Genomic DNA, 23,962 nt, shown 5'->3' on the forward strand with positions numbered 1-23,962 from the left:
CGGTCAGTGATACCCCTCACCCGGACGCACCTTGCCCCGAAACACCCAATAGGCCCAGGCGGTATAGCCGAGAATGATGGGGATGACGAACAACGTGCCGATCAGCAGAAACAGCTGTGAACTGGGGGAAGCCGCTGCATCCCATAGCGTATGATTGGGCGGAACGACATAAGGCCAACGACTCACCAGGAGCCCCAGATAGGTGAAGATGAACATGCTCAGGGTGGCAAGGAACGGCAGCCTGTCGCGGCGCTGCCTGACGGACCAGAACAGCAGCGCAGCACTGAGCAACGCCAAGGCCGGCAAGATCCAGATGACACCGATATTGCTGAACCAGCGATCCCAGACGCTAGGGTCGACGTAAGGCGTCCACAAGCTGACGATGGCGAACACTACCAGTACCCCGGCGAGCAGCTTCGGCGCGAGCCGGTAGGCCCACTCCTGGACGGCCCCCTCGGTCTTCATGATGATCCAGGTGGCCCCAAGCAAGGCCAGGCCGGCCATCATGCCCAATCCCGTCATCACGGTGAACGGCGTCAGCCAGTCGAAGGGACCACCGGCAAAGGTGCGACTCTGCGTCTCGAAGCCGAGGATATAGGCGCCCACCACGGCGCCCTGGGCAAATGCCGCCACGGCGGAGCCGCCCGCAAAGGCCAGATTCCACCATTTACGTGAGCGATGCGACTTGAAACGAAGCTCGAATGCCACGCCGCGGAAGATCAGTGCGGCAACCATCAGAAATACGCCGATATAGAGTGCCGGCAAAATGATGGTATAGACCAGCGGAAACGCACCCAGCAGGGTCGTGCCCGCCAGTACCAGCCAGGTTTCGTTGCCATCCCAGATCGGTGCCCCGGTGTTCATCATGACATCGCGAGACTCTTCGTCGGGCGCCAACGGAAAGAGGATGCCCATGCCCAGCACGAAGCCGTCCAACAGCACATACATGATGATGCTGAAGGCAATGATGACGGCCCAGATGATCGATAAAACGTAAGTGTCCATAGCCATTATCCCCTCCCTGGTGCAACGTCATCGTCACTGTCGAACGGCACATGCGAGGCCGACATGGGCCGCATCGGCCGATGGCTTTCTTCAGTGTCCACCGCGTCTTTCTCGATGCCCTTGCGTATCACACGCGTGAGGTAATACAGCCCTGCCCAGAAGATGATGGCGTAGACGGCGATATAGCCCAGCAGGGTGAACAGTACCATGCCCGTACTCAACGACGGCGTGACCCCTTCGGCATGGGTCATCATGCCGTACACCAGCCACGGGGCCCGCCCGGTTTCGGTCGTGATCCAGCCAGCCAGCAAGGCGATGAATGGCGTCACGCTCATCAGGCGCAGTCCCTGCAGGAACCACCGGCTGGTATAGACCTTCCCGCCGCGGCGCAGCACCAGCCCGACCACCGCAAAGGCGATCATCAGCACACCCAGGCCCACCATGATGCGGAAGCCGAAGAAAGTGAACCAGACGGGAGGCTGCTCATCCCTGGGCACCTCGTTGAGGCCGGGCAGTTCGGCAGTGGGATCGTGAGCCAGGATGAGACTGCCCAGCTTGGGGATGCCGACTTCGAAATGGTTGGTCTGATTCTCCTGGTCCGGAATCGCGAAGAGCAGCAGCGGCACGGACTCCTCGGTTTCCCAGATGGCCTCGATCGCCGAGATCTTGGCCGGCTGATGCTCCAGGGTGTTCAAGCCATGAAAATCCCCGATGACGGCCTGGGCCGGTGCCGCGACCAGCAATAGCCATAGCGTCATCGAGAGTGCCTTGCGGTTGGCTTCGACATCGTGCTTGCGGAGCAAATACCACGCGCTTACCCCGGCAACGACGAACCCACCCGCCAGGAAAGACGCCATGACCATGTGTGCCAATCGGTAAGGGAAGGATGGGTTGAAGATGGCATCGAACCAGGACGTGACATGGAATACGCCGTCACGGAACTCGACCCCATCCGGGGTGTGCATCCAACTATTGCCGGCCAGTATCCAGAAGGAGGAAATCAGCGTTCCCAAGGCGACCATGATGGCAGCGAACAGGTGTACCCCTGGGGATACGCGATCGCGGCCGAACAGCAGGACCCCTAGAAAACCTGCCTCGAGGAAGAAAGCGGTGAGCACCTCATAGCTGAGCATGGGGCCGAAGAAATTGGCCGTGGCTTGCGAGAAGTTGCTCCAATTGGTCCCGAACTGGAAGGCCATGACGATGCCCGAGACCACGCCCATGCCGAAGACGACGGCAAATACCTTGGTCCAGAAGATCGACAACCGTTCCCAGGCCTGGTTGCCCGTCGTGACAAAAAGCCCCTGCAGCAAGGCCACGTACGAAGCCATGCCGATGGAAAACGCGGGAAATATCGCGTGAAAAGAGACGACGAAAGCGAACTGCAATCGCGATAAAAGTACCGGATCAAGTTCCATGGCTTCTCCTTGACATCTGTCGTGGTTCAGGGGCAGCCGTCGATGCGTGTTTCGGGGGGTTCCCGGTTGTTGTCACTCGGGCCAAGGCGGCCGTCGCGCATTCGTAAACGACACACAGAGGATAGTCATTCACGCGCTTTATGCAGCGAAACAGACGCGGATATATCCTCTTTCATCATGCTACGCATTCGAGAACGTCGGCTGAAGCGAGTCGCCATTGTGAAGGTGTGTCTCATTGACGCAGTTGGTCGGATTTGCCGCGCGGTGGTTTGCCGCAGGGGGCGTATCGCATGGTTTCAGCCAGTCTGGCCAGCCAGGGCCGACGTAACGAGATAGCCGTTGTAGCCCAGGTAGCTCATGACCAGCAGAGCGGCTTCCGGACGCGAGACGCGCCCCGGACCGCCCCGACCGAGACAGAACAAAACCATGGCCAACGTGAGCGCCGCCATGACCGGCCAATCGCGATAGAGCGCCTCCGATACGGCTTCGATAGGCGCAATGATGCCAGCCAAGCCGACCACACCTAGTGTGTTGTATAGGTTGGACCCCACCACGTTACCGAGCACCATGTCGTGCTGCCCCTTGCGCACGGCGCTGATCGACGAGGCAAGCTCCGGTAGAGACGTTCCGATAGCGACGACAGTAAGGCCGATGACCAGATCGCTGACGCCCATGGCCTCGGCAACGTTCACCGCGCCCCATACCAGCAATCGTGAGCTGATCACGAGCACGATCAACCCGGCCAAGGTCCATGCCAGGCCTTGGCGCAGCGACATGGCGGGAGCGACTGATTCGCTTTCCTCCAGTACGCTGGCGCGTTTTCTGGCTTTCTGGCGTGCCCGGACAATGCTCAGGACAACCACGGAGACCAGCAAAACGAGCAGCAGAGTCGAATCGAGCCGCGATATCGTACCATCGAGCAGCAAACCTCCCGATAGCAGGGTGATCGCCACAAGGACGGGCAACTCCTGGCGCAACAGTTGCCCATGCACCACGAGGGGGCTCATTAGCGCCACGGCCCCGAGTATCAAGCCGATGTTGGCGATATTCGAACCATAGGCGTTGCCCAGCGCCAACCCGGGGCTACCCTGGGCAGCGGCCAGCGCCGACACCACCATCTCCGGTGCCGACGTCCCGAACCCGATGATTAACAGGCCCACCAGTAGCGATGGCATGCCCAAGTGAAAAGCGGTTGCTGCAGCGCCATCAATGAAGCGGTCGGCGCTCCATGCCAGCACGACAAGCCCGATAATGATTGCCACGAGAGGAAGCCACACGTCCCTGTCTCCTCTTGCTGGTTACTGACGGCCATGCCATGCAGGCAACACTTCCTGCACGTGTCTCCACGCCAAACATGGCATGGCTAGAGCGACTCAGGCAGAGATAACGGTATAAATAAGGTAGCCGGTGTAGACGAGATAGGCCATCAACAAGGCAGCGGCTTCGAAACGGTTGATACGCCCCTGCCCTCGCCAGCCAATCCCGAAGATCACCACGGCCAAGGTCAGTGCCGCCATGACAGGCCAGTCGCGATAGAGTGCCTCCGAGACCGAGCTGATCGGCGCGATGACCCCGGCCAGACCCACCACGCCCAAGGTGTTGAAGAGGTTCGAACCGACCACGTTACCCAACACCAGATCATGTTCGTTCTTGCGCACGGCGCTGATCGACGAGGCCAGCTCCGGCAAGGAAGTGCCTACGGCGACCACGGTCAGGCCGATGATCAGGTCCGAGACGCCAAACGTCTGAGCGATATACACCGCTCCCCACACCAGCATTCGCGAGCTGACGATCAGCAGCGCGAGCCCGACCAGTGTCCAGATGACGCCTGCCTTCAGGCTCATGGCATTCTCGGAAATGTCCTGTTCGGTGTTCATGCCGAGGGCATCGCCATTGCCTTGGCGGGCACGCCAGATACTGAAGCCCATAACGACCAATAGCAGCACGATCAGGATCGTCGCATCCAGCCGGGAAATCTCGCCATCCAGAAGGAACCACGCCGAGATCAGCGTAACCAGGCCAAGCAACGGCAATTCCTGCTTGAGGACCTGGGAATGTACCGCCAGTGGGCTCATCAGGGCGACGAAGCCCAGAATCAGGCCGATATTGGTGATGTTCGACCCGTAGGCGTTACCCAATGCCAGCCCGGGGTTGCCCTGGCCGGCGGCCAGGGCCGACACCATCAGCTCGGGTGCCGATGTACCGAACCCGATGACCAGCATACCGATGAGTAGCGTCGGCACGCCCAGATGATTAGCGGTAGCGGCAGCGCCATCCACGAATCGGTCTGCACTCCACACTAATATGATCAGCCCCACGACGATGGCGGCAATGGCCATTAGCACGTTGTTTCTCCCCTCTGGTAAATGTTGCCACAGTGCAGCGAGTCGGTTTGCGTTGTACAAGTGCAAGCGACCTTACGGGCCAGCATGATAGGTGTTACCCGTTAATGGCGCGAGACCGGTTCGTACCGGACAGCCAGTAAGGTTACACTGTTCATACGTCAAGGAACGACGTTTATCCTCATCTGCCGGCAGGAAGCCAAACGTGAGCCTACGTTCAGCATCAATGACTGCGGAGCCTATTGGCCAGGACATGCGCCCGGAGAGTTCCACGCCCCGACAGACACGGCGACGTCTGCGTGTCTGTCACGAATGCGACTGGTTGGTGGCCCTGCCGCCCCTGCGAGCCAAACAGAAAGCGGACTGTCCACGCTGCGGTCATACCCTGGCGACCCGCCATCACCATCCTGCAGAACGTAGTCTGGCCCTGGCCATCGCCGCCCTGGTTGCCCTCGCATTGTCCGTCACGTTCAACTTCGTCAGCTTCGAGGTCAGCGGCGTCAGTAATCGCATCAAACTCCCCCAGACCGCGGCCACATTGATCGGCTTCGACCAGCCCCTGGTCGCCATCAGCGTGGCGCTGACGATCATGGTCTTGCCGGCAGTCTATCTGGCGGGGGTCATCTGGCTGCATGCCGGCCTTGTCCAGCGCGTCACGCTGCCTGCCAGCCGCTATATCGCGCGGGCCCTGGCACATCTTCACCCATGGATGATGGCCGACGTGTTCATCATCGGCGCCCTGGTCAGCCTGATCAAAATCGCCGGGCTGGCCAGCGTTTCCCTTGGCATTTCCTTCTGGGCATACTGCTGTTTCGCCGTGCTGCTGCTGGTCACCACCCAATCCATCGACCGCGACTGGATGTGGTTTTCGCTGGCCGGCGAGCCGCTGGCGCCCGAGGGCAGCCGCACCGGCAACCTGGCGGCCCCACAGGGACTCGGAGGCTGTCCGACGTGCGGTTTGGTCAACCGCCTCGACGCCCATGGCCATGGGCGTTGCCGCCGCTGCGGCGAGCGCCTGCATGCGCGACTTCCGCATAGCCTGCAGCGGACCTGGGCACTCCTGTTCGCCTCTGCCGTGGCATATATCCCGGCCAATGTCCTGCCAATCATGACCACGACCTACCTCGGCAACAGCGATCCACAGACGATCATTGGCGGTGTCGTGGAGCTCTGGCAGGCGGGATCGATCCCCGTGGCCCTGGTCATCTTCATTGCCAGCGTACTGGTTCCTGTCGGCAAGCTGATTGCCCTGGCCTGGCTGTGCATTGCCGCACGCCACAATGCAGGCCATCACCCCGTCACGCGCACGCGTCTCTATCGCCTGACGGAATTCATCGGGCGCTGGTCCATGGTCGATATCTTCGTGGTGGCGATCCTGGCTGCCCTGATCCGCGCCGATGCCCTGATGACCATCACGCCGGGGCCCGCGGCCCTGGCCTTTGCCAGTGTCGTCGTGCTGACCATGCTGGCTGCCATCACCTTCGATCCGCGCCTGCTCTGGGAAACCCCAGTCCCCGAACCGTCAGACAAGGAAGCTCGTCATGCCTGAAGCGCATCGCGCTGAACGCCATCGTCAGTCCCGGCTTTCCCCGATCTGGATCGTGCCGCTGGTCGCCGTGATCATCGGCCTGTGGCTGGTCTACGACAACTATGCCAGGCGAGGCCCCGAGATCACTCTGGAAATGCCCAATGCCGAAGGCATCGAGGCGGGAAAGACCCTGATCAAGACGCGCAACGTGCAGGTGGGTCGCGTCACCGGAGTGCGCTTGTCGGACGACCTGTCGCACACCGTCGTGACTGCGCGCATGGCGGAAGACACCGACCGCCTGCTGAACGAAGGGACCAGTTTCTGGGTCGTCAAGCCGCGCATCGGACGCGAAGGAATAAGTGGCCTGGGTACCGTGCTTTCCGGAGCCTACATCCAGCTCCAACCCGGCAACAGCGACCAGCCACAATATCATTTCGAGGTGCTCGAGCAGCCGCCGGTCGCGCCCCCCAATGCCGAAGGCATCCGCATCAACCTGGTCAGCGAGGTCGGCAGCTCGCTGAATGTCGGCGACCCTGTCACCTACCAGGGCTTTACCGTCGGCCGGGTAGAAAATACCGAGTTCGATCCCGAGGAACGCGAAATGCGCCACCGGCTGTTCATCGAGGCGCCCTACGACGTGCTGGTGACCGAAAGTACGCGATTCTGGACGGCGGCCGCGATCAGCCTGAATCTGGATTCCGAGGGGTTCCGGGTCAGCCTGGAGTCGCTCGAGACACTGGCTGGCGGCGGGGTGACCTTCGGTATCCCGTCGGATGTGCCCATGGGGCCCGAGGCCTCGCCTGACGCCACCTATCGGCTATATCCCGACGAAGAAAGCGCCCTGCAGGGCACCTTCAACCGCTATCTGGAATACGTTCTGCTGATCGACGATACGGTGCGCGGCCTGTCACGCGGCTCGCCCGTGGAATACCGGGGCGTGCGCGTCGGCACGGTGGTCAGCGTGCCCTGGCACTTCAGCGCCCCGCAACCCGACAGCCGACAGCGCTTCGCCATTCCCGTGCTGATTCGCATCGAACCCCAGCGCCTGGGTAGCAATGACGGGGCGCCTGAAACCATCGATCTCGATGCCTGGCGGGAGCGGATCAGTCGCATGTTCGACTATGGGCTGCGTGCCTCGCTCAAGACCGGCAATCTGCTCACGGGCGCCATGTTCGTGGACCTCAACTTCCAGCAGGACGCAGGCGAGTACCAGCGCGAGACATTCGATGGCCAGACCGTGTTTCCCACCACGTCAGGCGGGTTCGCGCAGATCGAGCAGCAGGTCTCCAACCTACTCGAGAAGCTCAACCAGTTGGAGATCGAGCCTATCCTGACAGGACTGGATCAGAATCTGCAGACGTCGCAGCAAGTGCTGAGCGAAGTGCGCGACACGGCGGAATCCCTGCAGGCCCTGCTGAACGACCCGACCACAGGTGACCTGCTGAAGAACATCAACGCCTCGCTGCGAGAACTTCGCCAGACGCTGCAGGGCCTGTCGCCGGAATCGGATGCATACCGCGAGCTGACGGCAACGCTGGAAAGCCTGGATCAATTGCTCCGCGATCTCCAGCCGGTCGCCAGGACACTGAGTGAGCAACCCAGCGCCCTGATTTTCGATCGCAGCGGAGGGGGTGACCCGATTCCCAGGGCGCCCGACCGCCAGGCGAGATAACACAAGGCGCCGGTGCCCGAGGGCACCGGCCATCACACATGAACAAAGGATGACACCACAATGCGAGTTCTGAGCTTATGCCTGCTGGTGATCTGGCTGGCAGGATGCGCCACCGGCGGTGGCGGCTCCTCGTTGGAGCGCTATACGTTGCCACCGGGGGCTTACACGGCCGACGTTACGGAACCTTCCCCTCAGCGAACCCTGATCATCGACGGCGTTCAGGTGGCCAACTACCTCTCGGGCCAGGGTATCGTCCTGCAACGCAACGACGTGCTGTTGCACCAGGCGAGTTCACACCTGTGGGCCGAAGACCTGGGACGCCAGTTGCACCGTGGCTTGCGCCAGCGGCTGGCGGAGCGCCTGCCTGACACGCGGGTCCTTAATGGTGGTAACGCCAGCGATGCCTGGCATCTTCGTGTCGAAGTCGATGAGTTTCAGGGGCGCTACGATGGCATGGCCGTGGCCGGCGGGCGCTGGCAACTGCGCGACGCCGACGGCGACATCCTGGCCATTGAACCCTTCTCGGCCAGCGTTCCCCTCGATAGCGACGGCTATCCGGCCCTGGTCCGCGCCCTCGGCAAGAGCTGGGACGAGGTTGCCCTCGACATGGCCCAACGCATCCGCACCCTATAAGGCCACGCCCGGTCCTACGTGCATCATGACGGCGTTTCTGTCATGATGCACGTCGCGGCTTTTTCGTCCCCCTGTCGCGCCTCCACTGTCACCGTCTTTTCCACGCATTGGCCCGGGACGCACCCATCTGGTGTGCGGCGAGTGCGTTTTATCCGGAGCTTGCATGAGTTTTACCGACCTTGGCCTGCGCGCCGAATTGCTGCGTGCCGTTGAAGAGCAAGGCTATTCCACCCCGACCCCGATCCAGCGACAGGCCATCCCCGCCGTACTCAAGGGTGGTGACCTGCTGGCCAGCGCCCAGACCGGCACCGGCAAGACGGCAGGGTTCACCCTGCCCCTGCTGCAACGCCTGAGTGCCGGTGGCCGCCCCGGCGCCCGCCAGATCCGTGCGCTGGTCCTTACCCCGACCCGCGAGCTCGCCGCCCAGGTCGGTGACAACGTGGCCGCCTACAGCCGCTATCTCAAGCTACGCTCGCATGTGATCTTCGGCGGGGTCGGTGCCCAGCCGCAGATCGATGCCATCCGCCCTGGCCTCGATATCCTCATCGCGACGCCGGGCCGGTTGCTGGACCTGCACCAGCAAGGGCATGTCGACCTGTCGCGTGTCGAGACCCTGGTACTCGATGAAGCCGACCGCATGCTCGACATGGGCTTCATTCATGACATCAAGAAACTGCTGCGCCTGCTGCCTGCCAGCCGGCAGAACCTGCTGTTCTCGGCCACGTTCTCCGACGAGATCCAGCAGTTGGCCAATGGCCTGCTCGACCGGCCTACCATGATCGAAGTCGCGCGCCGCAACACCACGGCCGAGACCGTCGACCAGGCTATCTACCGCGTCGACCGCGAAAAGAAACGTGACCTGCTGGCCCACCTGATCAAGCAGCACCAGTGGTATCAGGTCCTGGTATTCACGCGCACCAAGCATGGCGCCAATCGGCTTGCTGAGCAGCTGGACAAGCAGGCCATTCCCGCCATGGCGATCCATGGCAACAAGAGCCAGTCGGCCCGCACCCGTGCCCTGTCCGCCTTCAAGGACGGCAGTCTCCAGGTGCTGGTAGCCACGGATATTGCCGCGCGCGGCCTCGACATCAACGAGTTACCGCATGTCGTCAATTTCGAGCTGCCCAATGTCGCCGAGGACTACGTGCACCGCATCGGCCGTACTGGCCGTGCCGGCAGCGAAGGCCAGGCGGTATCGCTGGTGTGTGTCGACGAGCACGGACTGCTGCGCAATATCGAGAAGTTGATCAAGCGCGACCTGCCCAAGCATATCGAACCGGGTTTCGAACCCGACCCCAATGCCAAGCCGGAGCCGATCGAGAACGGTCGCCGCGGTGGTCGGCAATCGCCGCGTAACACGCCTCGTCAGGGCAAGACCGAAGGCGGCAACCGCAACGACAACCAGCAGCGTCGCGATGACAAACCTGCCCAGCAGCGTCGCCGCCGCCGTCCGCAGCGCTCTCGGCAAGCCTGAACGAATCGAGCGAATGCCAATACCGGGACCGTCCGGTGTTGGCATTATTGCGTTGAAGCTTAGATAATTCATGCGCCAAGGCATGAATTGTTTCAACTCGCTCAGCCGGGTAACCTATCGCTTGCAAAAGATTGACCTGTCTCACTTTTTATCGAGAGATCCGGTGTGAGTGATTCCGTCGTCGATGACGATCAATACTGCATCGCCCTGCAGCCCGTATGCGATGCCCTCTTCCAGCACATAGGCGATGAACTGCTCTATCGCGCTTCGCCGCAGGCGAAAAACGCGGAGATAGACGATCCCCTGCTAGCCACCGCCAGGGCGTGCAGTGCAGCCATCTACGATATCGGCCTGGAGAAACTGGTCGGTAATCGCTGGTTGTTTCTCAATGTGTCCAGTGAATGGCTCGCCCGACCGGAACTGCTCCCCATGCCGGCCGAGCAGATCATCATCGAAATTACCGACACGGTGCCCGCCGACAGCGACACCGTGCGTGCCATTCAGCTCATCAAGGCTCGTGGGTACCGCGTCTCGTGGACCCTTCAGGGCGACCATGACCGGGCGCGCACGCTGGGTGTACTGGCAGATATCGTCAAGGTCGACACGACCCAGCCCTACGACGAAAAGGCGGTCGAGGCACTAGCCTCTGGCAAACGTACGTTTCTTGCCGAAAAGGTCGACGACCTGTCGGTGTTCGAACGCTACAAGGCACTGGGGTTTACGCTATTCCAAGGCTATTTCTTCGCTCAGCCCAAGACGCACACTTCCAGCCTGAACACGCGGCGAGGCAACCAGAGCATCCAGCTCAAGCTGATCACCGAGCTTTACCGTGACACGGTCAACCTCGACGATATCGCCAAGCTCATTGCTCAGGATCCCTATCTCTACGTCACGGTACTCAAGCGTGCCAACTCGGGATATTTCGGGCAAGGCAAGCAGATTACCCAGCTCAAGCGCAGCCTGCAGTTGCTGGGCCTCATCGAACTGCGCACCCTTGTGGCCACGGTCATGCTGTCACAGAACGGACCGGTGTGCCGACTGACGATGAAGCTGGCATTGACCCGAGCCCTGATGTGCCGGCTGCTGGCCGACCCTTTCCCGGGCATCGACCGGGAAAGCGCCTTCACTGCCGGCCTGTTCTCGCTCATGGACGTGATGCTCGACTTGCCGATGGAAACCCTGCTGCGTGAAGTGCCCTTGCCCGGTGACGTGCTGGCTGCACTGCGTTCGCGTTCCGGCAGTCTCGGGGCATTGCTGATACTGGCCGAGGACTACGAAAAGATGGCCGTCGACGACAGCGACGCTACGGAGCGCGCCGAGTTGCGTCGTTGCTATCTACAGGCCAATGAAGAGGCGGATGCCCTGTTACGGTCGTTCAAGACACCCGATTGATGGAAATGAAAGTGACGCCTGGCCGATCAAGTATCGGCCAGTTTCGCACGCAGTCGCGCCACGGCCTGGCTGTGCAACTGACATACCCGTGATTCGCTGACCCCGAGCACCGCGCCAATTTCCTTGAGGTTCAGCTCTTCCTGATAATACAAGCCAAGCAGCAGTTTCTCGCGCTCGGGCAGACGCTCGATGGCCTCCACCAGACGCTGACGTTGTTCGTTGCCGGCCAAGGCATCGAAAGGCGATTGCGGCGAACGTTCGTCCGCTTCGGGCTCGCCGCCTTCGGCGACGATATCCTCGTAGCCGAGCAGTTGCCCTCCGTTGGTATCCGCCAGGCGCTGACGGTACTCCTCCAGCGTCAGCGACAGGGCTTCCGCAATTTCACGCTCTTCGGCCGGACGCCCCAGCTGTTGTTCCAGGGTGCGAATCGTTTCTTCGATTTCCCGGGCGTTGCGCCGGACGCTGCGCGGGACCCAGTCGCGGCTACGCAGCTCATCGATCATGGCGCCACGAATACGCTGGCTGGCATACGTGGTAAAGCTCGCCCCCTGCGAGGCGTCATAACGCCCCATTGAGTCCAGCAAGCCAACCATGCCCGCCTGAATCAGATCATCGAGTTCGACACTGGCCGGCAGCTTCACCTGAAGCGCCAGCGCCTGCCGCCGCACGATGGGAAGGTATTGATCGAGTAATGCGCGTTGATCGATCTTGCCCTGTGCCGTGTACATTCCACTCGCCTCGAAAAGAGTAAGCGACAGCACATGAACCCATACGCTTGGCTGCCGATAGTTGCATTATTACGTCGTCCCGACAGCGCCCAAGCATCGAAAACCCAGTATTGGCGTGGTTTATTCGTGCTTTAGCAAAATCTGGCAATAACGGTTGCGTTACTGATAATCGACGATGACCTGCAGGCCTTCGACACGAAACGGCCTGTCCGGCTGGCGCCCCTTGGGAAGCCGGAAACGAAAATGCAGCGGCTGGTCCGCCGCCAGGCCGGCCAAGGCCTGACTGGTGCCGCGCGCGCCGCTCAAGCGGGTGCACTCCCGGGAAACGCAAAGCCAGGCTTGCAGATAGGGCTGCCCCGCAGAAACATGGTATTGCCAGTGCACCTGACGAATGAAAGCGCCCTTGGCCAAGGGGCTGCCTGGCTTCAGCGGCTTCGATTCGACAATGCGATCCGCGGTGAACAGTCGTACCCCCTGCCCTGTGCCTACCCAACTACCCGATGCCGCCATGCCAAGGCCCGACACCACTAGGCAGCAGGTCAGCAAAACCAGTCCGAGACTGCGCTTGCCCATGTTCATAGGCGCTTCCTGGGCTTCGTGAAGCCGATCATGACGAGTTGAATGTCAAAGAAGTGGGACGCCGCATCGCGCAGGTTACCCAGCAGGCCAGCCCCCGACAGCAAGGGTGGATGGACCATCAGCAAGCGGCGCGGCGCTGCCGGATGCCGGGCAAGCCCTTTCAAGGTGCGGTAGGCACGTCGAAACCCCTCTGCATCGTCGTCGACCCAAAGGGCCCAGCGCTTTTGCTGGCTGGCCAGAGCCGACAGATGCGGACTTTCCACATCCAGCGCCACCACACGCCAGGCCGAGGGATCGCCAACCCAGGACTGGCCCTGTGCCTGCCAGCGACATAATGCCCTCATGACAGGGGCCACATCGCTGTCTGCCCCTTCGGGCAGCCCCAGCGTCAACAATACGCGAGAAGGCGGCGTTTCATGCACCGGGCCGGGGGCCGGGGCCATGGCTTCGGCCCAGCGACGCAACCCTGCCGCCTGATCCGTCTGACTCACCGTGCTTTCCTCGTCTTTCACTGCGCGCCGGCCAGGCGGAAGGCATCACGCGCTGTCAGCATGTGCATCAGCCCTTCCAGAAGTGCCGTGGACGAGCGTGTCCGGCGCCCTCCCAGCGCGGCCATCACTTGTGTCCTTACGTCCATTGCCCAGTCATTGCGCTCCTGATCAAGCCGCGAAGCCACTGCAGCCAACCCCGAGGCCACCAGAAGCTGCAGCTCGGGATCGAGCGGCGTACGACTCGCCTCGCCGATCAGCCGCCAGGCACGGCGTGTCAACAACGGCAAGTCGTCATGAATCAACTGGGCGACCATGGCCTCGATAGCACATTGCTCATGAGTCTCGTCTTGTGGCGCCAACCAATAACGTTGCCCCAGCGGGCGTCCGGTCTCTGACTCGACCAACGTACCGAACCAGGCATGTAGCCGCTCGCCATCGTCCAGGGCAACGGCCCGACGGGACAACGCGAGACGCGCATCACGTCCGCGATAGCGGCATGCCAGTTGCGTTCGTGCCTCGGCATCGCGGCTCAGATCGGCAAGCGCATGCCGCTCCGATGCCACCATGACCCGGGAATTGGCCTGCGCCATTGCCAGCCACGCCATGCCGAGGTTGGCCAGCGTGTCGCGAGCCAGTCCCCCCGGGCAACTGGGCAACAGATGCCAGGCCGGGCCGAGTTCGGCTTCGGCCCACATCAGGCGTTCTGATTCGCCCGCGGGCTGCAGGTGCGCGAGCCAGGGCATGGCCTGGGCATGACCGGCCGCATTCAGGCTGAGGGCCGGCATGGCCCAATCCGTGCCGTTGACCGGCCTTGTCCGTCCCCACAGCAAGTGATGCATGGCTTCCTGCTGGCCATGCCGCACTCGCCGGTCGATGTCCAGTAATGCCGGAATCCGGGCACGCTGCTGCTCCAGCGGGTAACCCAGCATGGGCCAGGCCTCCTCGAGCAGGGCGAAGCCGGAAACCTGGCGACGCAGGACCGACAGAGACGCAGCCAAGGTGCGCCCTTGCCCCAACAGGCCTCGCGACAACGCCTGGATACGCTGCCCGGGGGATGGGGCTATCGGCATGTCGATGGCAAACGATGATTGTCCCGCGACGCTGAGTGCCTGTTGGACGAGCGTATCCCGCTCTGCCAGGCTCAAGTCCTCCGGCACTTGCTGACCATGTGACAGGTAGTGCAGACACAAGCCATGGCGTATGGCAATGTCCAGCACCGCGCCCAGGCGTGGCGCCTCGTCGACCTTGGTCAGGATCGCACCGTAGAGCGGCGCCCCGGCTGCCAGCGAAGCACGCTGATAGGTCTCGACCACTTCTTCGAGCGTATCGCCATGACTGGCGGCATTGAGCAACAGCAGGCGGCGGATCGGACGGCATTCCGTACCGCTCTGGCTATCGCCAAGCATGGCGATCTGACCTGCCAGGCGCTGGTCGCGCTGGCTCATGCCGACGGTATCGATGATTACCAGGCGCTTGTCGGTCAGCCGGGTCAACAGGTTGCCAAGCGGCGCATCCGCTTCCAGGGCGTGCACTTCCACGCCCAGCAGGCGGGCATAAATCCGCAACTGTTCGTGAGCCCCGATTCGGTAGCTGTCGGTCGTCACCAAGGCGACACCCCTGGCGCCATGGCGCATCACGTAACGTGCGGCCAGCTTGGCGGTGGTGGTCGTCTTGCCGATACCCGTCGGCCCGACCAGGGCAAACACGCCACCGGCATCGAGCAAGCCATCTTCGTCATCGAGCACGGACAAGCGTGACGCGAGCTGCCGGCCTAGCCAGGCCTGGGCCTGCGACTCGTCGGCAGTCAGCAGTTCGGTGGGCGGTGTCTCGAGCAGCTCCTGTGCCAGGCGCACCCCGAACCCCGCCGCATATAAGCGCTGCCGGAGCCGGTCGACGAGACTCTCGCCGGCCGGTGTCGAGGACGTGTGCATCTGAGAGGCCAGCAAGGCCCGCAGGTCCTGCATTTCCCCTAGTACCCGTTCACTGAAGGCGGCGAAGTCGCCCGGTAGTTGCCCACCCGGCTGGGAGACGCTGACGGTGTCGGATACCTTAGGCGGTTCCGGTTCAGAAGATGACTGCGCGCCAGCCCACGCACCCGCCGACGGGGACGGGGAGCGCACCGCGGGCGAGGCCACACCGGTCGGCGCAGTCATCCGCCCATGTTCATCATCCGCCAGCGCCAAAATCTCGACGCCTTCGGGCACCTGGCGATTGGACAATATCAAAGCATCGTCACCCAAGGCTGCACGCACCTGGCGCATGGCCTCTCGACTGTTGATGCCTACGAAGCGCTTGACGCTCATTGACGTCCTCCGATCAGGGTAGTGACCCGCAGGGTACGGTCATCGGGAATTTCCGCCTGGGACAACACCGCGAGCTGGCGCAGGCGACGGCGCAGGAAGCGCGACAGCAGCGGCCGCAGCTCATGCTGGACGACCAGCACAGTCGGTTCGCCACTGGCTTCCTGACGCGCGACGCCGGCTTCCGACTGGGTCATCAGGGTGTCGGCCAGCCCCGGCTCGAGGGCACCGCCGCCGTGTAGCGCCTGGCTCAGGACCTGTTCGAGGTTAGCGTCCAGACCGATCACGTGCAGCTCGTCATGTCCCGGGAACCACTGCTGGGTAATGGCACGGCCCAGGGCAATACGTACCATGGCGGTCAACTCATGCGCGTCGCTCTGCGGCGAGCCATGCTCGGCCAAGGTATCGAGGATGGTACGCAGGTCACGGATCGAGACATCTTCCTCGAGCAGGTTCTGCAGCAGGCGCTGCAACGTGGTCAGCGAGACCAGCTTGGGCACCACGTCCTCGACCAGCGTCTTGCTCTCGTCGGCCAGCTTGTCGAGCAGTTGCTGGACTTCCTGGCGGCCCAGCATTTCACCGGCATGGCGGTGCAGCAGGTGGTTGAGGTGCGTCGCGACCACCGTGCCGGCATCCACCACCGTGTAGCCATAGACCTGGGCGTGCTCGCGCTGGTTGCTGTCGATCCACACCGCCGGCAGGCCGAAGGCGGGATCCTGGGTCGGGGTGCCCTCGAGGTGGCCCGAGACCTGACCGGGATCGATGGCCAGCCATTTGCCGGGATAGGCCTCGGCACGCCCGATCTCGGCGCCCTTGAGGGTAATGACGTAGGTGTTGGGCCCCAGCTCGAGATTGTCGCGAATGTGCACCACGGGCGGCAGGAAACCGACTTCCTGGGCAAACTTCTTGCGTACGCTCTTGATGCGTCCCAGCAATTCACCACCCTGGCGATGATCGACCATGGGAATCAGGCGATGGCCAACCTCGAGCCCCAGGGTATCGACCAGTTGCACATCGTCCCAACTCGCCTCAGGCACTTCCTGCTGCGCCGGCGCGGCTGCCGTATTGATGGTTTCTTCGGCCAGTTTTTCGTCGGCACGACGCATCATCCACCAGGCCAGACCACCCAGCAGGACGGTAAAAAGCAGGAACACGAAGTTGGGCATGCCCGGCACCAGGCCCAGCAGGCCCATGACGCACGCCGCAAGAATCAGCACCTGGGGCTTGTTGAACAGCTGGCCCATCATCTGCTGGCCAACATCCTGCTCGGTGTTGACACGGGATACGGTGACACCGGCCGCAGTGGAGATCACCAACGCAGGGATCTGCGCCACCAGCCCGTCGCCGATGGTCAGCAGCGTATAGGTCCGCGCGGCATCGCCAAAGGCCATGTCGTGCTGCATCACACCGATCAGCAGGCCGCCGATGAGGTTGACCACCATGATGATCAGGCCGGCCACGGCGTCACCGCGCACGAACTTGCTGGCGCCGTCCATGGAACCGTAGAAATCCGATTCCTGGGAAATCTCGCCACGACGGCGCTTGGCGTCTTCCTCGCCGATCAGCCCGGCATTGAGATCGGCATCGATGGCCATCTGCTTGCCCGGCATGGAATCGAGCATGAAGCGCGCGCCGACTTCGGCAATACGCCCGGCACCCTTGGTGATGACCATGAAGTTGATGATGACCAGGATCAGGAACACAACCAGGCCCACGGCGAAGTTGCCACCGATGAGGAATTCACCGAATGCCTCGATGACCTTGCCCGCTGCGTCGCCGCCTTCATCGCCTTCCATCAGTACCACACGGGTCGAGGCGACGTTGAGCGACAGGCGCAGCAGCGTGGTGAACAGCAGCACGGCGGGAAACGCCGCGAAGTCCAGCGGCTTTTCAGTGAACATGCTGACCAGCAGCACCATGATCGACAGCGCGATGTTGAAGGTGAAGAACAGGTCCAGTGCGAACGGCGGCAGGGGCAGGATCATCATCGACAGAATCATGATGATCAGTACCGGACCGGCCAGCAGCTTCATATGGGCATTGCCCAGCAAGTTCTGACGACCCAGAGAATCCAGCAGGTTCATTGAGCATCCTCGGAAGGTGATTCGCGCCGCGTGGCGTCGTCGAGTTCAGCGGGTACCGGCAGATTGCGCGGCGTGTCGGGCATATCGCCGCCTTCACGACGGACTTGCTTGAGGCGAAATGCCCAGGCCAGCACCTCGGCCACGGCGGTATAGAGATCAGCCGGAATTTCCCGGTCGAGATCGACATGACGATACAGGGCACGCGCCAGCGGCGGCGCCTCGAGTCGGGGTACGTTGTGCTCGTCGCCTAGCTCGCGGATGCGCGCCGCCACCGCGTCCACGCCCTTGGCGACGACACGCGGCGCACCCATTTCACCGTCACGGTAACTCAGGGCAACGGCGTAGTGCGTCGGGTTGGTGACGATGACATCCGCCTCGGGCACCTTGCTCATCATTCGCCCACGGGCCATCGCCTGCTGCTGTTGGCGAATACGTCCCTTGACGTGCGGATCGCCCTCGGACTCCTTGTGCTCCTTCTTGATCTCGTCCTTGGTCATGCGCAGCTTCTTGTTGTGACTCCAGAGCTGATAAGGCACATCGATCAGAATGACCACGATCAGCGACAGTACGATCAGGCCACAACACAGCGCGGCCAGCTTGAGCGCATGAAACAGAGCGATCTCGAGCGGCTGGTCCATCAGGGCCAGAAACTCACCGCGCCTGGACCACAAGAAGCCGATCGCCACGCTGCCGGTCAGCAACGATTTGGCAATGGCCTTGAAAAGTTCGGCCAGCGCCTGGGTGGAAAACATCCGCTTGAGACCCTTGAGCGGATTGAGCTTGGAGAACTGAGGCTTCAAGGACTTTCCGGAAATCAGCCAGCCGCCCAGCAGCGCCGGTGCGATCAACGCCACGACGGTCAACAACAAGAACAGCGGGACCAGCGCAATCAGGGTATGTGTCCCGAGCGCCCAGAAATTCGCCAGCATCAAGGCACTATCGAAGGCAATGCTTCGCTCGAACAGAAAGGTCTGTTCCATCATCAGCCCAAGCTGGTCATAGAGCAGCGAGCCCATGGCCCACAGGCTGGCGACACCTGCCATCAACATCATGAAGGTGGCAAGCTCTCGGGAACGGGCAACCTGGCCTTCTTCACGCGCCTTTTCAATGCGTCGTGGCGTTGGCTCTTCGGTCTTGTCTTCCTGGCTGGTCTCGTCGGCCATGGTTCCTGCAGCGAATAGCGGTCAAACGGAGTGGACGCTGGCTATTCTGCGTGGCACAGGCGAGAGACGATCACACAAAAAGCGCGACGAATCGTGCGTTAATTCACGATTGTCGCGCGTAAGCGGGCAAGTCTAGCGAGGGCACAGCGCACCGGAAGGCAGCGATACGCCGTGGAACGAACGGGGTCAGAAACCCAGCGAGTCGAGCAGGTCGTCCACCTGATCCTGACTGCTGACCACATCGGCGCCTTCGGGCTTGATCTGCGGCCCGTTGAGCAGCGACGACTCGCGCTCGGCGTCCATCACTCGACGCAATTCCTTGCGATCGTCACTGTCCGGCACATTATCCAGCAGCACCTGAACCAACTGGTTCTCGATCTGCTTGATGACGTCCATCATCTTCTTGATCACCTGGCCGGTCAGGTCCTGGAAGTCCTGAGCCATCATGATCTCAAGCAACTCGGCATTGGTTGCCTGCGTCTTGGCGGGAACGTCGCCAAGGTAGTTGCGCGTATCGATTACCAGCGCCTTGGCATCGTCGAGCTCCTTGGGCTCGGCGAACCATTCCGCCCAGCGCTTGTCGAGCTCATTGGCCCGCGCCTCGAGGCCCTCCTGGATCGGCTGCGCCCGATCAATGGCATTCAGGGCACGCTCGGCAGCCTGCTCGGTCATCGATGCCACGTAATTCAAGCGGTCGCGCGCATCGGGTATGGCTTCAGCTGCTCGTTCGATTTCCTTGTCGAGGCCCAACTCACGCATGCTGTCACGCAGCATGCGAGTCAGTTGCCCGATTCTCAGGATAAGATCATCGCCGTGATTGACGGCTTGCTGCGCTTCACCGCTCATGGCTGGCCCTCCTCACGGATCATTTGCCCAGTTTTTCGAAAATCTTGTTGAGTTTTTCTTCCAGCGTCGCGGCGGTGAACGGCTTGACCACATAGCCGTTGGCCCCGGCCTGGGCCGCAGCGATGATGTTCTCTTTCTTGGCTTCCGCCGTGACCATCAAAACCGGAAGAGACTTGAGCGCATCGTCGGCGCGGATCTGCTTGAGCATCTCCAGGCCATCGAGGTTGGGCATGTTCCAGTCGGACACGACGAACTCGAAACCACCGGAGCGCAGCTTGCCCAGCGCATCCTGGCCGTCTTCGGCCTCTTCCACATTGGTGTAGCCCAGTTCCTTGAGCAGACTGCGGACAATGCGTCGCATGGTGGGAAAGTCATCTACCACCAGAATGCTCATGTTCTTATCGGCCATCTTTCTTCCTCGTCGTCTAAGTGGCACGCCAAACGGCTATCGTGATTGTCGCAGTGAAAACGCGGGGGCAAAGTAGTGAGTAATCCAGCATTCCCGGCGCATTTCACCGTTGCAGGGCCCTGCTTCGCCAGAAGCGGCACAGGGCGGTGTCGTATAGTCAGGCTCAGAATTCTTCCCAGTCGTCCCCGGCCTCGGCCACCGGCTGGGACTTGACGGCTGCCTTGTTCCGGGCCGCCGGTATCCGGTGTGCGGCGGACTGTTTCGTGGCAGGTGCGGACGGCGAGGCGGTGGCATGCGCCAGCCTGGCGGTCGGCTCGCTGCCCAGCTGGCCATGGCCGGCCAGGCGGAACACGGCAACGGCCTGCTCCAGACGGCTGGCCTGTTCTTCGAGAGAAGCCGCAGCGGCTGCCGCCTGCTGGACGAGCGCCGCATTCTGCTGGGTGACTTCATCCATCTGTGTGATGGCAGTATTGACCTGCTCGATACCGTCGCTCTGCTCCTGAGACGCGGCGGAGATCTCGTCCATGATGTCGGTGACACGACGCACCGCCGCCACCACATCGCGCATCGTGGTGCCCGCCTCCTCGACCAGCGTCGAACCTTCCTGGATCTGCGCTACCGAGTTGTCAATCAGCGCCTTGATCTCCTTGGCGGCCGCAGCGGAACGGCTGGCCAGGTTGCGTACCTCGCCGGCAACCACGGCGAAGCCGCGGCCCTGCTCACCGGCACGCGCCGCTTCGACCGAGGCATTGAGCGCCAGGATATTCGTCTGAAACGCGATGGAGTCGATCACGCCGGTAATGTCGGAAATCTTCTTCGAGCTGCCGGAGATGCCGTGCATCGTGGTAATGACACGCTCCACGACGTCCCCGCCGTGCCCTGCTGTCGATGAGGCATCGTTGGCCAGCGTACTTGCCTGGCGGGCATTGTCGGCGTTCTGACGCACGGTGGCGGTCAGCTGCTCCATGCTCGCCGCGGTTTCTTCGATGGAGGCCGCCTGCTGCTCGGTGCGTGAAGACAGGTCGGCGTTGCCGCTGGCGATCTCGCGCGTGCCGACATGGATCGAACCGCTGCTCTGGCGCACGGTGGCAACGGTCTTGCTCAGCCCTTGCTGCATGTCGCGCATGGACGCGAACAGTTGGCCGATCTCGTTGCGGTTGAAGACCTTGATCTCGTGGGAAAGATCCGCCTTGGCGATGCGCTCGAAATGCTCGCCAGCCTCACGCAGGGGACGGACAACCATGTTCACCAGGCCGAAGCGCACCGCGACTAGCATCAGCAGCGCGAACACGACGACGGCCAGGCCGATGGCCTCGAACAACTGGGTGCGCGCCTGGTACTCGCTCATGCTGGCCTGACCCAGCTCATTCGCGTAACGCACGTATTCGGTCATGGCACTGGCCAGGGGGGCCTCGGCGTTTTCGAGTTCAGGCTTGAACGTGTCATAGCCGGAAATATTATTGCCGGCCAGCGCCTGCTGCTGCAGTTCCAGTAGTCTCAGTACCTCGGCAAAGTGCGTCTCTACAGGATCCGTTAGCGGGTGGATCGCCTCGCTCTTGGGCAAGGCCTGGAATGCTGCGAATCTTGCCTGGGCACGCTCGATGAGGTCTTTCGCTTGTGTCACTTGTGCTTCAGCCAGGTCACTACGCCCCAGGTAAAGCGCTGCCGAGGCGCCTTCAAGACTCAGGCGGGCCCGTAGCTTGAGCACATCGGCGCGACTGATCTCGCTGAGCTGCTTGACGTTGACCTCGTTGAGGGTACCGATCGACTCTTCGGCCGCCCGGTTACCGGTATAGGCCAAGCCGGCCAGCACCAGAAAAAACACGCCGACACACAACAACACCGAGGTCAGCAAGGTATTGATTGAAATGTTTCCGAGCAGGCGCTTCATGGTTCAGTTTCCCTGTGTCGTTAAAAGACTGTTCTTATACCCGCTGGGCCCGTCCCGACGCGGCCACCAAGTGCATGATCTGTCCAGCCATCTGGTCAAGGTCGACGACATCCATGGCACCGCCCAGGGCCACCGCCTCGCGCGGCATGCCATATACCACGCAGGTCGACTCGCTCTGTGCCAGGGTATGCGAGCCGGCTTGACGCATGGCCAACAGCCCGGCTGCGCCATCCTTGCCCATACCGGTCAGAATGACGCCGATGGCATTACGTCCGGCATGCTGGGCCGCTGAGTGAAACAGCACGTCCACCGAGGGGCGGTGACGATTCACCGGCGGGCCGTTGTCCAGTTGAGCCACGTAGTTGGCCCCGCTTCTGCCCAACTTGAGGTGCGCATCGCCCGGTGCAATATACGCATGCCCAGGGAGTACGCGCTCGCCGTCCTCGGCTTCCTTGACGGTGATGCGGCACAGTCGGTTGAGCCGTTCGGCGAACGACCGCGTGAAGCCCCCCGGCATGTGCTGGGTGATCAGGATGGCCGGTGAATTGGCCGGGAGCGGCTCCAGTACACTGCGAATGGCCTCGGTGCCCCCCGTCGATGCCCCGATGATGATGAGCTTCTCGCTCGAGATGAGCGGGGCCTTGATGGCCGCCGGTGGTGGCGTCCCCTCGCGGCGTACGCTGCGTGGGCGCGAACGCGCGGCTGCGCGAAGCTTGTCGGCGATCATGTTGCTGTAATCGAGCATGCCGCTGCGGATGCCCAACTGCGGCTTGGCCACGAAATCGACGGCGCCGAGTTCCAGGGCACGCAAGGTGATTTCCGAGCCGGCCTGGGTCAGCGAGGACACCATCAGGACCGGCATCGGCCGCAGGCGCATCAGGCGCTCGAGGAAATCGAGCCCATCCATGCGCGGCATTTCCACATCCAGGGTCAGCACGTCGGGATTGGTACGCTTGATCAGGTCACGGGCCACGAGCGGATCCGGGGCCGTCGCCACGACTTCCATATCCGGCTGCGAGTTGATGATTTCGGTCATCAGGTCGCGAATCAGTGCGGAATCGTCGACACACAGCACCTTTATCTTGGGTGCACTCAAAGGACACTCTCCTTTCCATCGCGTTGCCGTCCAGCGGCAGCGCAAAAGGACACAATGCTCAGACTATCGGCCATGACCCGGTCGACTTGAGGGTGAATTGGCGATCTCGTAAACCGTCTGGCCACGCAGACGAAAGGCCTGGCTGATATAGGAAAAGTTTTCGGAATGACCCGCGAACAGCAGCCCGTCAGGCTTGAGGAACGGCACGAAACGTTCGAGGATCTTGGCCTGGGTCGCCTTGTCGAAATAGATCATGACATTGCGGCAAAAAATGGCGTCGAAAGGCCCTTTGATTTCCCATTTCGGGGCGAGAAGGTTGAGCGCCTGCAACTCCACCATGGCCGCCAGCTCCGGACGAATCCGAGCCAGCCCCGCTCGTGCCCCGCTGCCCCGCAGGAAAAAGCGTTTGCGGCGCTCTTCGCTCAGCTTGGCAACCTGATCCATGGGATAAACCCCGGCACGCGCCTTGGCCAGCGCATCGGTATCGATGTCGGTGGCCACCACCCGTGCATCGCGCGCCCGCGTGCCCAAGGTTTCCTGTAGCAGCATCGCAATGGAGTAAGGCTCTTCTCCGGTGGACGCCGCGGCACTCCAGATGCGCACGGGCCCGGCACTTTTCATGACGTGGCTTGCCAGCAACGGAAAATGGTGCGCTTCGCGGAAAAATGCCGTCAGATTGGTGGTCAAGGCGTTGGTGAATGCCTCCCACTCCTTGGCATCGGGCTGCCGCTCGAGGCGCGCCAGGTAATCGGTAAAGCGGGTCAGGCGATGCTGACGAAGACGGCGAGCCAGACGGCTGTAAACCATCTCGCGCTTGTGCTCCGCCAGCACGATGCCGGCACGCTCATAGATCAGCTTGCGTACGCGCTCGAAGTCGGCATCGGTCATGACAAGGTCGCGCTCGAGACCGC

20 protein-coding genes are annotated in these 23,962 nt (G+C 62.0%); 5 read left to right on the forward strand and 15 right to left on the reverse strand.

The annotated features are described in order from the left end of the window. Nucleotides 1-3: 3 nt before the first annotated feature. The 4 genes from cydB to BM194_RS05370 form a co-directional block, all read right to left on the reverse strand. Nucleotides 4-1,005, reverse strand: a complete 1,002-nt coding sequence (gene cydB / locus BM194_RS05355) for a cytochrome d ubiquinol oxidase subunit II (RefSeq protein WP_092844956.1) — start codon at nt 1,003-1,005, stop codon at nt 4-6. 5 nt (nt 1,006-1,010) lie between these two features. Beyond that, a complete protein-coding gene (locus BM194_RS05360) occupies nt 1,011-2,423 on the reverse strand; it encodes a cytochrome ubiquinol oxidase subunit I (RefSeq protein WP_092844494.1) in 1,413 nt (470 codons plus the stop codon). A gap of 296 nt (nt 2,424-2,719) precedes the next feature. Then, the gene (locus BM194_RS05365) at nt 2,720-3,700 is read right to left on the reverse strand and encodes a calcium/sodium antiporter (RefSeq protein WP_177223349.1); all 981 of its coding nucleotides are present in this window, start codon (nt 3,698-3,700) and stop codon (nt 2,720-2,722) included. Nucleotides 3,701-3,796: 96 nt separating this feature from the next. Continuing rightward, nucleotides 3,797-4,768 (reverse strand): calcium/sodium antiporter, encoded by a 972-nt coding sequence (locus tag BM194_RS05370; RefSeq protein ID WP_177223350.1) that lies wholly within the window; start codon nt 4,766-4,768, stop codon nt 3,797-3,799. Between the two features lie 223 nt (nt 4,769-4,991). Between BM194_RS05370 and BM194_RS05375 the strand changes: the two genes are divergently transcribed. The 5 genes from BM194_RS05375 (at nt 4,992) to BM194_RS05395 (ending at nt 11,464) form a co-directional block, all read left to right on the forward strand. Further along, entirely contained in the window at nt 4,992-6,314 is a 1,323-nt protein-coding gene (locus BM194_RS05375) for a paraquat-inducible protein A (RefSeq protein ID WP_092844498.1), read from the forward strand. Further along, nucleotides 6,307-7,965, forward strand: coding sequence for an intermembrane transport protein PqiB (gene pqiB / locus BM194_RS05380; RefSeq protein WP_092844500.1), 1,659 nt, complete (start codon nt 6,307-6,309; stop codon nt 7,963-7,965). Before BM194_RS05375 ends, pqiB begins: the two co-directional genes overlap by 8 nt. Nucleotides 7,966-8,025: 60 nt before the next feature. Beyond that, entirely contained in the window at nt 8,026-8,598 is a 573-nt protein-coding gene (locus BM194_RS05385) for a PqiC family protein (RefSeq protein WP_092844503.1), read from the forward strand. A gap of 163 nt (nt 8,599-8,761) precedes the next feature. Beyond that, a complete protein-coding gene (locus BM194_RS05390; protein ID WP_092844505.1) occupies nt 8,762-10,072 on the forward strand; it encodes a DEAD/DEAH box helicase in 1,311 nt (436 codons plus the stop codon). Nucleotides 10,073-10,237: 165 nt separating this feature from the next. Next, nucleotides 10,238-11,464, forward strand: coding sequence for an EAL and HDOD domain-containing protein (locus BM194_RS05395; protein ID WP_092844507.1), 1,227 nt, complete (start codon nt 10,238-10,240; stop codon nt 11,462-11,464). A 26-nt stretch (nt 11,465-11,490) separates the two neighbouring features. Here BM194_RS05395 and BM194_RS05400 read toward each other — a convergent pair whose 3' ends face one another. From BM194_RS05400 to BM194_RS05450, 11 genes are all read right to left on the reverse strand, one after another. Then, nucleotides 11,491-12,192 (reverse strand): RNA polymerase sigma factor FliA, encoded by a 702-nt coding sequence (locus BM194_RS05400; protein ID WP_092844509.1) that lies wholly within the window; start codon nt 12,190-12,192, stop codon nt 11,491-11,493. A 159-nt stretch (nt 12,193-12,351) separates the two neighbouring features. Further along, the gene (locus tag BM194_RS05405; protein ID WP_092844510.1) at nt 12,352-12,771 is read right to left on the reverse strand and encodes a flagellar protein FlhE; all 420 of its coding nucleotides are present in this window, start codon (nt 12,769-12,771) and stop codon (nt 12,352-12,354) included. Beyond that, a complete protein-coding gene (locus BM194_RS05410) occupies nt 12,768-13,262 on the reverse strand; it encodes a hypothetical protein (protein ID WP_092844512.1) in 495 nt (164 codons plus the stop codon). Before BM194_RS05410 ends, BM194_RS05405 begins: the two co-directional genes overlap by 4 nt. 17 nt (nt 13,263-13,279) lie before the next feature. Further along, a complete protein-coding gene (gene flhF, locus BM194_RS05415) occupies nt 13,280-15,565 on the reverse strand; it encodes a flagellar biosynthesis GTPase FlhF (protein WP_092844514.1) in 2,286 nt (761 codons plus the stop codon). Beyond that, nucleotides 15,562-17,646, reverse strand: a complete 2,085-nt coding sequence (gene flhA, locus BM194_RS05420) for a flagellar biosynthesis protein FlhA (RefSeq protein WP_092844516.1) — start codon at nt 17,644-17,646, stop codon at nt 15,562-15,564. The genes flhF and flhA overlap by 4 nt, the downstream gene beginning before the upstream one ends. Beyond that, nucleotides 17,643-18,809 (reverse strand): flagellar biosynthesis protein FlhB, encoded by a 1,167-nt coding sequence (flhB, locus tag BM194_RS05425; protein ID WP_092844518.1) that lies wholly within the window; start codon nt 18,807-18,809, stop codon nt 17,643-17,645. Before flhB ends, flhA begins: the two co-directional genes overlap by 4 nt. Before the next feature lie 186 nt (nt 18,810-18,995). Next, complete coding sequence (gene cheZ / locus BM194_RS05430; protein WP_092844520.1) at nt 18,996-19,655, reverse strand: protein phosphatase CheZ; 660 nt, start codon at nt 19,653-19,655, stop codon at nt 18,996-18,998. Between the two features lie 19 nt (nt 19,656-19,674). Then, nucleotides 19,675-20,064, reverse strand: a complete 390-nt coding sequence (gene cheY, locus BM194_RS05435; protein WP_019018462.1) for a chemotaxis response regulator CheY — start codon at nt 20,062-20,064, stop codon at nt 19,675-19,677. Nucleotides 20,065-20,227: 163 nt separating this feature from the next. Continuing rightward, nucleotides 20,228-21,955 (reverse strand): methyl-accepting chemotaxis protein, encoded by a 1,728-nt coding sequence (locus tag BM194_RS20995; protein WP_092844548.1) that lies wholly within the window; start codon nt 21,953-21,955, stop codon nt 20,228-20,230. 34 nt (nt 21,956-21,989) lie between these two features. After that, nucleotides 21,990-23,051 (reverse strand): protein-glutamate methylesterase/protein-glutamine glutaminase, encoded by a 1,062-nt coding sequence (locus tag BM194_RS05445; RefSeq protein WP_092844550.1) that lies wholly within the window; start codon nt 23,049-23,051, stop codon nt 21,990-21,992. A 63-nt stretch (nt 23,052-23,114) separates the two neighbouring features. Further along, on the reverse strand, nt 23,115-23,939 hold the full coding sequence (locus BM194_RS05450) for a CheR family methyltransferase (RefSeq protein ID WP_243836101.1): 825 nt from the start codon (nt 23,937-23,939) through the stop codon (nt 23,115-23,117). Between the last annotated feature and the right edge of the window lie 23 nt (nt 23,940-23,962).

It is taken from the genome of Modicisalibacter xianhensis (assembly GCF_900113605.1).
Taxonomy (GTDB): Bacteria; Pseudomonadota; Gammaproteobacteria; order Pseudomonadales; family Halomonadaceae; genus Modicisalibacter; species Modicisalibacter xianhensis.

Excerpts from the sequence above, each read along its gene's own strand:
- BM194_RS05385 (WP_092844503.1), top strand. The coding sequence starts at position 8,026 with ATGCGAGTTCTGAGCTTATGCCTGCTGGTGATCTGGCTGGCAGGATGC.
- BM194_RS05450 (WP_243836101.1), bottom strand. The coding sequence starts at position 23,939 with ATGACCGATGCCGACTTCGAGCGCGTACGCAAGCTGATCTATGAGCGT.
- cheY (WP_019018462.1), bottom strand. The coding sequence starts at position 20,064 with ATGGCCGATAAGAACATGAGCATTCTGGTGGTAGATGACTTTCCCACC.
- flhF (WP_092844514.1), bottom strand. The coding sequence starts at position 15,565 with ATGAGCGTCAAGCGCTTCGTAGGCATCAACAGTCGAGAGGCCATGCGC.
- cydB (WP_092844956.1), bottom strand. The coding sequence starts at position 1,005 with ATGGACACTTACGTTTTATCGATCATCTGGGCCGTCATCATTGCCTTC.
- pqiB (WP_092844500.1), top strand. The coding sequence starts at position 6,307 with ATGCCTGAAGCGCATCGCGCTGAACGCCATCGTCAGTCCCGGCTTTCC.
- BM194_RS20995 (WP_092844548.1), bottom strand. The coding sequence starts at position 21,955 with ATGAAGCGCCTGCTCGGAAACATTTCAATCAATACCTTGCTGACCTCG.
- BM194_RS05390 (WP_092844505.1), top strand. The coding sequence starts at position 8,762 with ATGAGTTTTACCGACCTTGGCCTGCGCGCCGAATTGCTGCGTGCCGTT.
- flhB (WP_092844518.1), bottom strand. The coding sequence starts at position 18,809 with ATGGCCGACGAGACCAGCCAGGAAGACAAGACCGAAGAGCCAACGCCA.
- BM194_RS05400 (WP_092844509.1), bottom strand. The coding sequence starts at position 12,192 with ATGTACACGGCACAGGGCAAGATCGATCAACGCGCATTACTCGATCAA.
- cheZ (WP_092844520.1), bottom strand. The coding sequence starts at position 19,655 with ATGAGCGGTGAAGCGCAGCAAGCCGTCAATCACGGCGATGATCTTATC.
- flhA (WP_092844516.1), bottom strand. The coding sequence starts at position 17,646 with ATGAACCTGCTGGATTCTCTGGGTCGTCAGAACTTGCTGGGCAATGCC.
- BM194_RS05360 (WP_092844494.1), bottom strand. The coding sequence starts at position 2,423 with ATGGAACTTGATCCGGTACTTTTATCGCGATTGCAGTTCGCTTTCGTC.
- BM194_RS05375 (WP_092844498.1), top strand. The coding sequence starts at position 4,992 with ATGACTGCGGAGCCTATTGGCCAGGACATGCGCCCGGAGAGTTCCACG.
- BM194_RS05405 (WP_092844510.1), bottom strand. The coding sequence starts at position 12,771 with ATGAACATGGGCAAGCGCAGTCTCGGACTGGTTTTGCTGACCTGCTGC.